Source organism: Pseudolactococcus laudensis (assembly GCF_013449735.1).
GTDB classification, from domain to species: domain Bacteria; phylum Bacillota; class Bacilli; order Lactobacillales; family Streptococcaceae; genus Pseudolactococcus; species Pseudolactococcus laudensis.
This window is the reverse complement of the sequence record NZ_JACBNY010000001.1, coordinates 260,176-274,164: the sequence shown is the minus strand read 5'-3', so window position 1 is coordinate 274,164 and position 13,989 is coordinate 260,176. Positions and strand designations below refer to the sequence as shown.

Genomic DNA, 13,989 nt, shown 5'->3' with positions numbered 1-13,989 from the left:
TGCCGTATTAACCACTAAATATAGCGTTTACATCGATTATCTACTGACGATATATCAATTTTGCTATCAAAATTTTTTTCGGTAGGTGTTGGCATATATTGCGTTATAATGAATCATAGCACAATTTAGAAACGGATACTTTAAAAACATGAAAACATTGCTCATCGTTGGCTATAATGCCTTTGACTTAGGAATTTTTGACGAAAAAGATATGAAATTAACTGTGATTAAGAGAGCGGTTCGCAAAAATTTGGAATCTTTTGCTGCAGATGGTCTAGAATGGTTGATTTTTGGTGGCAACTTAGGTTTTGAATACTGGGTACTTGAAGTGGCTAATGAGATGAAAGAAGATTACGATTTTAAATTTGCGACCATTTTCCCTTTTAAAACACATGGTCAAAATTGGAATGAGGGTAACCAAGCCAAATTAGCCTTGTTTAAGCAAGTTGACTTTGTTCAATATGCCTACGATGACTATCAAAACGCTGGTCAATTTCGAGAGTATCATCACTTTTTAATCAGCAACGCTAATGGTGCATTTGTGTTTTACGATGAAGAAAATGAAACCAAATTGAAGTATTTAGTCGCGCAATTAAATCAAGCAGACAATTTCCCCGTCCGCATGTTACGATTTGATGCCTTGCAAGATATTGCTGATGAAATGGCAGATGAGATGAATCAAGATTAATATCAAAAAAAACTTGCCCACTGCTAAAAAATGGTGGACAAGTTTTTTTATCTCAAGGTGAGGCCTTTTATACCCCAAAATGTATAAACAGTAATCATAAAATTTTGATCTATAATTTATGCTTGCAGACTACTCATCATTACTTTAATAATATCAACAGATGCTTCAAAACTGATCTCTCTGGCGTATTTAAAACTCTGCTGATATTTTTCCCAGAGTTGCCTTTGATAATCAGACGAACGAATCAATTCAACCTGAGATATCCAATTACTATAGGCATTTTGAGTTTTTCTCTTTATTACTGTATTATTTATTGCTTCTTTCAATACTGCCAGATTAATTTCTTCCTGTCTAAATTGCCAGATAGTATATAAATCAAAACGATCACGTGGCCTAGTCGATCCTTCACCACGACTTATAACGGCTTCAAGCTTTTCCGCAAGAACTGTTTCCAAATTATATGAAAGAATATTAATTTCATCATCATCAAATACTGATTTTATTGAAAAATGTATTTCATGAGGTGTTATTTTGTCACGCGTCGTAATATCAATAAATACCACCTCACGTAACATATCAAAGTTTGCATTTATTTTAACTTCAAAACCACCATAATCATCATCCTTTCGAATTGATGCAAGTGATATGACTTGAAACTGAAATCCTCCCTCAGTATCATGATGCAACACATTTTCGAAGATATTTAACAAATTCTCTTTTCTCAATTTAGTGTCTTTTAGTGTAACATCTAAATCCATTGTCGTTCGTTTATCAATACCTATGACATTGCTAATCAAATAACCACATTTGACAATAAAATTATCTTTATAGTCACTATTTGCAATTCGACGTAGTACTTGTTCAATTAAATAAATTTGCTGAACTTGTTGGGCTGGTATATTTTTTTCTTTGGCAATCTTTTTTATTTTAGCTTTAAAACTGTTAGCATTTGTATAGTTCAATCTAATACCTCCAAGTAGGATTGGATCTTGCGCTCTACTTTAAACAGTTTGGCATATTTAAATAGTTGAGAATAATTAATTTTATTTTGTCGCGCATACATTTTAAATGCTGGCGCGATAATTTGGACATCAATTTTATAAATAGATCTTAAACATTCTGCAAGTGTGCGCTCAACTGAGTAAACATTAACAGCTTGCCCCTTAATAGGCATTACTTCAACTATCCCTTCATCATAGTTTGATCTGAGAATAATTGGTTTAATACCATATTCTTTTATTAATTTTGTATTTGTACCATATGGAAAACTCATCATAGGCTCAAAGGGAATTGTCAGCGATAAGCCATGTAACCAAAGGGCAGTTTCAAGTGAGTAAACTCCCTTAGGATATCGGTGCTGTATAGAATAATACTCATCTATGTATACTTTTGGTAAGCGATATAGACCCGGTTCATCTTTTTCTAACTTGCCCTCCCCAATCATTTTCTTCACCGTATAATAACTCACACCTGACTCTTTGACTTGATTAAGTGTGACAAAACCATTATTTTCCTGAAGTAACTCGTAGATGACAGCTTGTTTTTTCATCATTTATCTCTCCTCAATCCCAAGATAATAAGCTAACGTTTTAACACTATGTTAGCATATTATTTTTAAAAATCAAACTTAAAAGCTAACAAAATGATAGTTCGTTAGCTTTTTATTACACAAAATATACATGGCTTATTTACCTCAATCAAAAAATCACAAGACAAACGTGTCTTTTAACGTTTGTCTTGTGATTTTCACTATTATATTTGGTTTAGCGATGTAAAATTGTCAGCACGCATTACCAAATTTTAACACGGTCGCTAGGTTCACGCCACATGCCGTCACCTTCTTGAATATCAAAAGTCTCAAAGAATTCATCTAAGTTACTAGCTTGCACATTAGCACGGAGTTTACCTGGGGCATGGACATCCATTGATAGCAACATTTGTTGGTATTCTTCTGAGGCTTTGAGGCGCCAGATTTCTCCCCACTGGGTGAAAAAGGCTTTCAAATCTGCGTCAGGTTCTCTGAGTGCTGCGGTCATGGCAGCTGTTAATCCGCCGGCATCGGCGATATTCTCTGAAACGACCAGTTTACCATTGACCTTACCGCCAGCGATTTCTAGACCGTCAAACTCAGTAATCATCAGCTCTTGCTTGGCTTCGAAGGCTTTGAAATCTTCATCCGTCCACCAGTTGTTCATATTGCCAAAGGCATCAAAGAGGGCACCGTTATTATCAAAGGCATGAGAGATTTCGTGGGCGATTACCGCACCGATGCCGCCGTAATTTTGACTAGCCGTTTGCTCTGTTGCTGAGTAAAAGGGCTTTTGCAAAATGGCTGCAGGAAAGACGATAGTGTTGCTATCTGGGCTAAAGTAGGCATTGACCATATGCGCTGGCATGTGCCACTCCGTTTTATCGACATCTTCATTGAATTTCGCATAATGATGATGACTACGTGCCACATCAAATCGCGCAATATTGCTATAAAGGCTATCATGAGACACGGTAAATTGCTGATAAATTTCTGGTAATTTATCAGGGAAACCGATAAATACTGTCATGGCATCGAGTTTTTTGATAGCTTTATCAATCGTCGCACGACTCAACCAAGTATTTTTATCCAGACTCTCTTGATAAACTTTAATCATCTCAGAGGTCATGCGTTTCACATCGGCCTTGGCTGCTTCACCAAAATATTTGTGACCATAATATAGGCCAACAGCTTGCGAATACTGACTCGTCGCTAAATCAAAAGCATGTTTTTCTTGACTCCGTGCCTCAGATGTACCCGATAATTTGCGCGAAAACTCAGAACCTAAAATTCGCATATCATCAGACAGATAATAAGTTGAACTTCCGATAAGTTTAACCAACATCCAAGATTTAATCAACTCAAAATTATCCGCATTAACGATATGATCAAAATTTTCATAGAAACGTTTTTCATACACAACGATTTTTTCAGGTAATTTGCCAATCAGCGCTTCGATGATTTGGGAAAATGGTACAGACTTGATGTGCGACGTGAACTCACTGATAGCAATAGGATTATAAAGCTCAGCATACTTAGCCCATTCTTCTGATGTATTAACATACTGGGCTAAGATAGCATCGAATTTGACTGTATTTTCAGCTTGTTGCTGTGCCTCATTTTCTGAAAAACCAAACTCACGTAAAATCGCAACTGTATTGCTCACATAAAAATCAAGCAACTCAGCCTTACGTGGATGTTCATCCGCATAGTACGTCGTATCAGGTAAAATCAAGCCAGCGCCAGAGAATGTCAAGGCATAGTGTACGGCATCTTTCATATCAGTATCGACTGACAAGCCAAACGGTACTGGCACTTGTGAATTTAAAATCAAATTCGAAAATTGACTTGTCAAATCATCAAAATCTGAAATGGCTGAGATTTTTTCCAACTCAGGTTTAACAGGCTCAGTCCCAAACTCAAAACGTTCGATAAAATCGCCTGCTTTTTTGTAGAATTTCGCAAATTCAGTCATGACTGGTTCATCAAATTCATGAATCGTCGCAAAATCGTGCATTAACGTTTTTTCGTTGTTAATCACAAGTTCATCAAAGGCTGCAATTCGTGGTCGGTCTGACGGAATTTCCGTTTTTTCCAACCATTCAGCGTTGACTGCTTCAAATAAATCATCCTGAATTCTAACCATTCTCAAAACCACCTTCTAAAATTTCAATGACACGCAACATCTGCGCATCCGTTATCAACTTGTCTGCACCATTGACCAGAGTCTCGTAAGCCGTATCGTAAATTCGACCGTAATCCCCACTTTCAGAAGGGATATATTTCTCAATTCGGTCACCATTTTGGTTAAGATAAGTCAGATGACCGTAAGCTTGTGGGCTATCCTCGCCAAAACCTGATGTGCCTGGCATAATGCCTGCTTTCAGGTCATTTTCTTGTTGGTCAACATCTTGCTTGATGAAGGTACCTTTGGTCCCTTGGATCAACCATTTAGGATAGGGAACCAATGCCGATTCCGTCACATGGACACTTGCTTTGAGTTGATTAGGATAAAATAAATCCACGGCAAAATGGTCATCAACTGTACTCAAAGGCTGGCGGGTACTTCTAATATCGTACTGCACCTTCTCAGGGCTACCAAATAGACTGACCATTTGGTCCACTAAGTGAACACCATGACCATAAAAAGCACCTTCGAAGTTCGATCCTGTCACAATTGTGTCATCCGCTCGGAAGTGGTCCATGTGAACCTGAATATCAATCACGCGCCCAAGATAACCCGTCTCAATCACTTTTTTAACTGTTAAAAAATCACTATCAAAACGGCGATTTTGGAAAGGCATGAAAAAGAGGTTTGCTTCATTGGCAATAGAAACTAGTGCTTGCATCTCAGAGAGTTTTTCAACTGCTGGCTTATCTAGCAAGACATTTTTACCTGCTTGTAACAATTGTTTAGCTAAGCTAAAATGTGACTGCGCAGGTGTTACAACAACAACCAAATCAATTGTATGATCAGAAATAATATCCTGAATATCAGTTGAAAAAAGGGTCCCTGTTTTTTCCAGAGCAAGTTGCGCCTCAGGGTTTTTCATCAAAGTAGGTGTTACAACACGAGCAATCTCGAAATTATCTCGCATTTTCAAATAAGGTATATGGTAACGATTTGTCGATTTACCAAAACCAACATAAGCTATTTTCAATTTTTTCATGTCTATATTTTAACACAATCACGAAACAAAAGCGGTACTTTAAATTCTATCAAGAAATAACCGTCTGAACAGCACAAGCAATTAGCTTTCTAATTGGACAACAATTCGATTTTGAGAGGGGTCTTCAATCACTAGTCCAGTATCCGTCGCAGCGCGTAATTGACCTAGACTTTCCGCCTTTGTTTTAATTTGTGCCATATGGACTGGATTCACCACATAAACTGTAAAGTCCAATAATCCCAACACCTCATCTTGCGCATGACTGACTAATTTTGACCCTGCCCAACTATTGAAGGCAAAATGATGATGATAACCACCTGATGAAATCCAACTCGCAGCAGGCACCGAAAATTTTTCAGTCATGTCAAATACGTTCTGGTAAAAACTAGTAGCCTCTGGGACTGATGCAACACTCAAATGAATATGACCCATTTTACCTTTTTGTGGAAAGCGAAATGCACTATCTTGATTCTGCTGATGTGCACTTTCAAGTATGCCAGCAACATCTAATTCCTCAGTAATTGAATTGATTTTATCACCTTGCTTATCCCAGACCGATTCACTTTTATCATGATAGACCTCAATGCCATTGCCTTCTGTATCTTCTAAATAAATAGCCTCACTATAGCCATGATTAGCACCACCAATAATTGCAATTTGATGCTTGATTAAGTGATTAAGAAAATCACCTAAATCTGAGCGAGACGGTAAAAGTAAGGCTAAATGATATAAACCATAAGACTTCGATAACTCCGAGTCAACTTGCACAAGGCGAACTAAGGCATCTTGAGTAGACAAAACACCTAGTGTAGCACTTGTACTCTCTCTATCTAACACATCTAGTCCCAAAACTTTTTGATAATATTGGACTTCAACCTCTAAATCACTAACATTTAGGCTGACTGCGCCTAATCTGATATTTGATTGATATGGATACATGGCCATCTCTTTTCTATAAATCATGATAAAATTGTTTACATTTGTAAACTTAACGTTATTATAACGAGTTTTATCATGATAAACAAGTAAAGTAACTTACATTTTCAATCTTTAAAACATCAAAAAAAGTGCCGCAGCACTTTAAATTAATTTTTCTTTATGAAACTGTTCCACGACCTGCTTGCCATCATTGAGTTTTTCCCAGATGACAACTTTTCCTGCTTTCAGAGATTTTTGAACATCAATAATCCGCTGATTACTTGAACCGCGGAATTGCAGCAAGAGATTTTTCTTAGAGAGGTCAAAACGGCCATCAACTAAGATGTCAATATTGGCTAACAACTCGAGTTTATCTGGCGTCTCTAACATGAGCTCATCCCAAGTATAGCCAGTCCATGACCAGATATCCTTGCTAGGTAACTCAGACTTGATTCTTTTCACAAGCGGTAAAACCGTGCCAGTGTTAAGGAATGGCTCGCCACCAAGCAAGGTCAACCCTTGTACGTAAGACAGAGCCATGTCTGCCATGATACGCTCTTCCAACTCAGGCGTATAAGGTACACCAAATCTAAAGTTCCAAGTCGCCTCATTATAGCACCCCTCACAATGAAAAGGACAGCCACTCACATAGAGACTATTGCGCACACCCTCACCGTCAACGAAATTAAGCGGTTTATAATCTGCGATATAACCTTGAGATAAATCTTCAGCTCGCCATTCTTGTGGTTTGGGATTATTCATTTTTTGCCTGATTTCTTCTTGTTGAGATACTGCGCTTTAATCGCTTCAAGTTTCAATTGCTTATCGGATTTTCCGATATTTTTTTCATGAAATTTTTGGACACTTTGCTGTCCCTTATTATCTAATTGATATTTACCCATTTTCTTACCTCATACTAACTTATACTAATCTTAAATATGCAATTTCCGTCGGATAGATGTGCCTTTTGCACCGAATAGTTTTTCTAAGTACCCTAGTTTTGCTGCCATAACTAAATAAACAGCGAATCCAAAGCCACCCGCTATAACTGTTTCCAGCAGAACATGGTCAGGCAGCAACCATTTAACCAAGCTCACGACAATCGCCATGATAAAGGTCATCATCGCAATACCTAAGAACCCACGGAAAGTCACCTTGACCGAAAATTCAGAGACTTGCTGTACTTTGCGCAAGAAGAGATAAACCCCGACGCCAAAGGCAATCGTCGTTGCAATCATAGGACCATAAGCCTCGTAAAGCAAGATTGCCGGTACTTGAATCACCAACTTAATGACGAGCGTCAAACCAAAGTACCGCATCGCAATGCGACTATGGTGCAAGGCTTGTAGCATCGGTGATAACAAGGCATAACTTGCAAGAAGGAAACTCTGTAGAAAGGCAAAGACAAACAAATTGAGCTGGAGTTGGCTTGGAGACACGTAGAAAATCGTGTAGATTTCGCGCGCGAGAATACTCATCCCTACAACGGCTGGCAGCATAAAGATAGCAAACAACTGGAGACTATAACTAATCAGATGCGCTGTCTCTTTTTTGTCACCCTTGACATAGGCTGAGGTGACTAACGGAATACTAACACCGCCCAGAGTCGTTGCCACACCAATCAAAACCATGGTCAATTTATCTGTATTGGCAGAAAAGTAAGAGAAGAAAATCGCCAACTGAGCATCTGTATAGTTTGCAATCATCCGCATCACGTGTGGGAAAGTCGTTTGGTCAATCAGTTTAAAAATTTGAATTGCAGAACCAATCACGATAAACGGAATCGCCTGCGTCAAGGTTTGCGTGAGTAGACTCACCGCATTAATCTGATGTTTAGACGGCCCAGGATTAGCAATATTTGTAATGTCGCCTTGTTTCATCAAAGATAAAATCAAAACAACAGAACTTGCAATCATTCCGATAAAAGCGGCAGTTGTTGACTGCGTTACCGCTGCCACCCAGTCGCCAGAACCGAGTTTCATAATCATAAAAGCAGTGACAAGCATCCAAATGACACGAACAATCTGCTCAAAAAGCTGACTGAGCGCATAAGGTTTCATATTGCTCAACCCTTGGAAATAACCCCGAATGACTGACATGGCCGGAAAAACAAGGACAGCCAAGGATAAACTCTTCATGACTGGAATTAAATCTTTGCCGCCGCCTGATAGTGCCGCAAAAAACGGCGCTAGCATGTACATAATCCCAGCAAAAATCGCCCCCAAAATCACCATGAAGACCAACATTTGACGCACCAGACGATAAGACATATTCCTATCCCCTAGCGCATTATACTTGGCCACTTCCCGAGAAATGGCGACTGGAATACCAGCCGTCGAAATCAAAAGGAAGAGGGCGTAGACGTTATAACCCATGGAAAACAGCGCATTGGCCTGGTCACCATGACTGCCCATCCACGCATACCACGGAATGATATAAACAGCACCCAAAATTTTCGACAGGAAATCACCAGCCGTCATCCAAAAAGTACCTGCCAGAATCTTATTCTGATGATTTTCTGAGTTAGAAATCTCTTCTTCTATGAACTCTGCATTTTCCATTTTAGACAGCCACCCTTAAAAATCATCCTTACGATAACCCATTGCCTGGATATCAATTTTTTTGTCACGCCAGTTAGACTTAATTTTTACCCAAGTTTCGAGATAAACTTTATCGCCTAGCATGACTTCGATATCACGTCTTGCCATTTTACCGACCTTACGAATCATATCGCCACCTTTACCGAGAATAATCCCTTTTTGACTCTTACGCTCAACATAAATCGTCGCCATGATGTGGATTTTCCCTGTGTCTTCATCACGTTTCATCGAATCAACCGTTACAGCAATTGAATGTGGGACTTCTTCACGTGTTAGAATCAAGACTTTTTCCCGAATCATCTCACCAACCAGAAAACGCTCAGGGTGATCAGTAATCATATCATCTGGGAAGTATTTAAAACCTTCTTCAAGATTACTTTTCAGAATCTCAAGGAGTTTTTCTGTATTATTTCCCTCAAGAGCAGAAATCGGCACAACTTCTTTAAAGTCCATTTGTGTACGGAAATCATCGATTTGTGCTAAAAGTTGGTCTGGATGCACTTTATCAATTTTATTAACAACCAAAATCACTGGGACATTGGCTTGCTTCAAGCGCTCAATAATCATATTGTCACCCTTACCACGGGGCTCATCAGCTGGCACCATGAATAAAACCGTATCCACTTCACGCAAAGTTGAATAGGCAGACTCAACCATATAATCACCTAAAGCGTTATGTGGTTTGTGAATCCCAGGCGTATCAATGAAAACAATTTGCTCATTCTCAGTTGTATAAATCCCTTGAATTTTATTACGCGTTGTCTGCGCCTTATCACTCATGATAGCAATTTTTTGCCCCATCACATGATTAAGTAAGGTTGATTTCCCGACATTTGGTCGGCCAATAATTGAAACGAATCCTGATTTAAAAGTCATATTTTTTCTTTCTGTTTTAAGGTAATCTTGACACATACTTGAATGCGTATATTTGTCAACGACTGAATTTATTTTTACTAACTATCCAAGATTGGACAGACTTATTTTATTATAACATAAAAAGCCGTTGCCGACTTTTCAGTTTTGTAACGTGAGCAGTTTACTCTCGTCTTATTTATCGCCTTTATTACGAATCACGAAACCAGGTTTCTTCTCAGTCGCTTTAGGGTGAACTTTTTGTTTATCTTTTTTGTAGTAATCTTTTTTGTTGCGGTCATCACGGTCGCGACCACCACCACGTTTGTCACGGTTGTAACCACCGCCACCACGACGGTCATTACGACCACGGCCACGATTGCCACCACGGCCGCCGCCTTTACCACCTTCACCGTTAAATGGTAATGGTTTTTCAGCAGCGATTTCTACTTTAGGACGTGTATCAGGATCGTTAACTTTGGCTTGTAACAAGAGTGAAACCAAAAGTTTCGCATCGTATTCAGCAAGTAAGTTTTCAGCATCTTGATCAAATTTATCTAATTTAGCTGAGATTTTTGGATCAGTCAAATCACGTTTGATTTCGTCGAAAGCAACAGCGAGGCTAGATTGGTAAGCTTCTTCGCGTGTTGGTGGCTTCATGCCTTTCATTTCTTTCTTAGTCAAACGCTCAATCGCACGTAAGTAACCCATTTCGTTGTTAGACACGAAAGTGATTGACAAACCAGATTTACCAGCACGACCAGTACGGCCGATACGGTGAACATATGATTCTTGGTCTTGTGTGATATCGTAGTTATAAACGTGAGTTACACCAGAGATATCCAAACCACGTGCCGCAACGTCAGTTGCGACTAAAACGTCAAGGTTGTCATTTTTAAAATCACGCAAGACAGCCAAACGTTTTTGTTGAGCCAAGTCGCCATGGATACCCTCAGCACGGTAGCCGAGTAATTTCAAACCACGTGTGATTTCGTCAACACGACGTTTAGTCCGACCAAAAACAATTGCCAATTCAGGTTTTTGCACATCAATCAAACGTGTCAAAACATCGAATTTCTCGAATTCTTTTGTTTTAACATAGTATTGATCGATTAAGTCAGACGTCATTTCTTTCGAAACGATTTTAACGTGTTGTGGGTCTTTCATGAATTTCACGCCGATTTTCTTGATAGCATCAGGCATTGTTGCTGAGAACAAGAGTGTTTGGCGTTCAGCTGGTGTCGCTTTGATGATGAATTCAAGATCATCAATAAAGCCCATGTTCAACATTTCATCTGCTTCATCAAGAATCAATGTTTCGATGTCGCCAAGTTGCAAAGCACGACGTTTAATCAAGTCAACCATACGACCTGGTGTGCCGACAACAACATGTGCACCAGATTTAAGGGCTTTGATTTGTTTGTCGATGCTTGCACCACCAAAGACTGAACGAACTTTGATCCCTTTATCGCGACCAAAGCGGAAAAGTTCTTCTTGTGACTGTACTGCTAATTCACGTGTCGGTGCAATAACAATTGCTTGTAATCCACCGTTAACATCGATTTTATTCAAGGTTGGTAAACCAAAGGCAGCTGTTTTACCAGTACCTGTTTGGGCTTGACCAATCACATCTTTGCCTTCAAGGGCGAGCATGATTGTTTGTTCTTGAATTGGTGTTGGTGTTTCGTAGCCAGCTTTAACAATGGCTGATAGGATGTCTTCTGACAATCCGAGTTCTGTAAATTTCAAGTGTTTCTCCATTCATATAGAAGTGGAGTTTTCGGTTATTTTTTCTAGTTTTCTGTGAGAAGATGCGAGTGTGTCACATCTTCGATAGCTAGTGATGCCTTCAAAATGAGACAGCCACAACTATCAATATATAAAAACTTGTCTGCATTTCAAGCAAACAAGCTCAAAACGCTAAATACAATAGATAACTCTAGACTTCATCAGTCTAAATTCAAACGTTGTCTATCAATCCAAATACTCCATTGGGTGACGGTTGCCCCAATTGGACAACTTAATCAGTATAGCACAATTTTAGAGTAAATGGTAGGGATGCATTCAAGAATACGTTTTCACGATAAATGCGATTTTTTATTCTATCAAACTGACAAGAATTTTAACTGGAAAGATTACTTTTTTCCTAATCTATCCCAATGGTAATCACAGATATGAGAAATCAACGGTTTTTTACCGATTTCGTATTATTTTGTCAAAACAATCCCAATTTCGTCAAAAATCAGCACATTTCTTACCTTTTTCGTATTGTTTCCCAGAAAGAATGCCAATTTCGCAAAATATCAACACTTTTCTTACCTTTTTGGCATTGTTTCCCAGAAAGAATCCCGATTTCGCAAAATATCAACACTTTTCTTACCTTTTTCGTATTGTTTCCCAGAAAGAATGCCAATTTCGCAAAATATCAACACTTTTCTTACCTTTTTCGTATTGTTTCCCAGAAAGAATGCCAATTTCGCAAAATATCAGCACATTTCTTACCTTTTTCGTATTGTTTCCCAGAAAGAAGCCCAATTTCGCAAAATATCAAGCACTCAATACTTGATTTCAAAAGTTTATATTTTAGGGTTCACATCAAAAAATGCCGACACATAAGCATCGACATTTCATTTATTGATTATCTCTCAACAAACGGTGTATCACTCAAGACAACATCCGGATATTTGTCCGCAAACCAGCGTTCTGCAAACTGATTTTCAAACAAGAATAAAGGATTGTCAAACCGGTCTTTAGCCAAAATATTACGTGAGCTAGACATGCGCTCATCCAAATCTTCTGGCTTAATCCAGCGCACTGTCTTTTTGCCCATCGGCGTCATGACCACTTCAGCATTGTACTCGCCCACCATACGATGTTGGAACACTTCAAACTGAAGTTGACCGACAGCACCCAGCATATACTCACCTGTTTGGTAATTTTTATAAAGCTGAATCGCACCCTCTTGTACCAACTGCTCAATCCCTTTATGGAAAGATTTTTGCTTCATAACGTTTTTCGCTGAAACTTTCATGAAAAGTTCTGGTGTAAAAGTTGGTAGTGGCTCAAATTCCACTTTAAGCTGCCCCGTCGTCAGCGTATCGCCAACCTGGTAAGTCCCCGTATCATAAACCCCGATAATGTCACCTGCCACGGCATTTTCCACGTTCTCACGGGCCTCCGCCATAAACTGCGTCACATTACTCAGCTTAACAGCCTTACCAGTACGCGCCAGTTTCACCGACATCCCACGCTCAAACTCGCCTGAAATAATCCGAACAAAAGCGATGCGATCACGGTGACGTGGGTCCATGTTAGCTTGAATTTTGAAAACGAAACCTGAAAACTCAGGGGTCGTAGGTGACACAACCTCATCAGTTGTGGTCTTGTGCCCTTGCGGCTCTGGTGCGTAGTCTAAAAATGAATCTAGGAAAGTTTGCACACCAAAATTCGTCAAAGCTGAGCCAAAGAAGACAGGTGTTAAATCACCAGCAAGAACTGCCTCAGCATCAAAAGGATTTCCAGCTTCCGTCATCAACTCGATATCATCTTTGGCTTGTTGATAGAACGGATTTTGTGCAAAAACTTGATCTCCCTGCTCAAAATCAACAAAACGTGTGTCGCCTTTGTAGAGTTCCAAACGTTTATTGTGCATGTCATAGAGACCTTCAAAGTTTTTACCCATCCCAATCGGCCAGTTCATCGGCGTTGAGAGAATGCCCAAGACATCTTCCAACTCCGCCAACAAATCAAGCGGCTCACGACCATCACGGTCAAGTTTATTGATGAAAGTAAAGACTGGAATACCACGTTGTTTGACAACCTGGAAAAGTTTTTTGGTCTGTGCCTCAATACCCTTGGCACTGTCAATCACCATGACCGCAGCATCTACCGCCATCAAAGTTCGGTAAGTATCTTCTGAAAAATCCTCATGTCCTGGTGTATCTAGGATATTGACGCGCTTGCCGGCATAGTCAAACTGCATCACTGATGAGGTCACTGAAATCCCACGTTGTTTTTCAATATCCATCCAGTCAGACTTGGCAAAGTGACCTGTTTTCTTACCTTTAACAGTTCCCGCCTCACGAATTTCACCACCAAAATAGAGCAACTGCTCAGTAATTGTCGTTTTACCAGCATCCGGGTGACTGATGATAGCAAAAGTGCGTCTACGTTTAATATCTGTTTCTAATGTCATTATTCTTCCTTTAAGTGTCTATATCAACTCTTGTCATG

General features: G+C 39.4%; 12 protein-coding genes. 1 reads left to right on the top strand and 11 read right to left on the bottom strand.

Going from position 1 to position 13,989, the window contains the following annotated elements:
- The first annotated feature begins 148 nt into the window (after positions 1-148).
- A complete protein-coding gene (locus HZR21_RS01390; RefSeq protein ID WP_003138882.1) occupies positions 149-688 on the top strand; it encodes an SLOG family protein in 540 nt (179 codons plus the stop codon).
- 116 nt (positions 689-804) lie between these two features.
- On the opposite strand, the gene HZR21_RS01385 is transcribed toward HZR21_RS01390, so the two are convergent.
- The 11 genes from HZR21_RS01385 to HZR21_RS01335 all read right to left on the bottom strand — a co-directional run bounded on the left by HZR21_RS01385 (position 805) and on the right by HZR21_RS01335 (position 13,951).
- Entirely contained in the window at positions 805-1,650 is an 846-nt protein-coding gene (locus HZR21_RS01385; RefSeq protein ID WP_180745749.1) for a nucleotidyl transferase AbiEii/AbiGii toxin family protein, read from the bottom strand.
- Positions 1,647-2,237, bottom strand: coding sequence for a type IV toxin-antitoxin system AbiEi family antitoxin domain-containing protein (locus tag HZR21_RS01380; RefSeq protein ID WP_219605544.1), 591 nt, complete (start codon positions 2,235-2,237; stop codon positions 1,647-1,649). The genes HZR21_RS01385 and HZR21_RS01380 overlap by 4 nt, the downstream gene beginning before the upstream one ends.
- Before the next feature lie 241 nt (positions 2,238-2,478).
- Positions 2,479-4,362: an endopeptidase PepO gene (gene pepO / locus HZR21_RS01375; protein ID WP_180745745.1), complete on the bottom strand. Its 1,884-nt coding sequence runs from the start codon at positions 4,360-4,362 to the stop codon at positions 2,479-2,481.
- Positions 4,355-5,386 carry a Gfo/Idh/MocA family oxidoreductase gene (locus HZR21_RS01370; protein ID WP_180745743.1) on the bottom strand — a complete coding sequence of 344 codons (1,032 nt, stop codon included), beginning with the start codon at positions 5,384-5,386 and terminating at the stop codon, positions 4,355-4,357. Before HZR21_RS01370 ends, pepO begins: the two co-directional genes overlap by 8 nt.
- Positions 5,387-5,467: 81 nt before the next feature.
- Positions 5,468-6,349 (bottom strand): VOC family protein, encoded by an 882-nt coding sequence (locus HZR21_RS01365; RefSeq protein ID WP_246307766.1) that lies wholly within the window; start codon positions 6,347-6,349, stop codon positions 5,468-5,470.
- Between the two features lie 117 nt (positions 6,350-6,466).
- Entirely contained in the window at positions 6,467-7,066 is a 600-nt protein-coding gene (gene nrdG / locus HZR21_RS01360) for an anaerobic ribonucleoside-triphosphate reductase activating protein (RefSeq protein ID WP_180745741.1), read from the bottom strand.
- Complete coding sequence (locus tag HZR21_RS01355) at positions 7,063-7,206, bottom strand: hypothetical protein (RefSeq protein ID WP_003138887.1); 144 nt, start codon at positions 7,204-7,206, stop codon at positions 7,063-7,065. Before HZR21_RS01355 ends, nrdG begins: the two co-directional genes overlap by 4 nt.
- Before the next feature lie 30 nt (positions 7,207-7,236).
- A complete protein-coding gene (locus HZR21_RS01350) occupies positions 7,237-8,865 on the bottom strand; it encodes a putative polysaccharide biosynthesis protein (RefSeq protein ID WP_180745739.1) in 1,629 nt (542 codons plus the stop codon).
- A gap of 15 nt (positions 8,866-8,880) precedes the next feature.
- Positions 8,881-9,780 (bottom strand): GTPase Era, encoded by a 900-nt coding sequence (gene era / locus HZR21_RS01345; RefSeq protein ID WP_031366560.1) that lies wholly within the window; start codon positions 9,778-9,780, stop codon positions 8,881-8,883.
- Between the two features lie 171 nt (positions 9,781-9,951).
- Positions 9,952-11,505, bottom strand: a complete 1,554-nt coding sequence (gene cshA, locus HZR21_RS01340) for a degradosome RNA helicase CshA (RefSeq protein ID WP_180745737.1) — start codon at positions 11,503-11,505, stop codon at positions 9,952-9,954.
- 889 nt (positions 11,506-12,394) lie between these two features.
- Positions 12,395-13,951 (bottom strand): peptide chain release factor 3, encoded by a 1,557-nt coding sequence (locus tag HZR21_RS01335; RefSeq protein WP_180745735.1) that lies wholly within the window; start codon positions 13,949-13,951, stop codon positions 12,395-12,397.
- Positions 13,952-13,989: the final 38 nt, after the last annotated feature.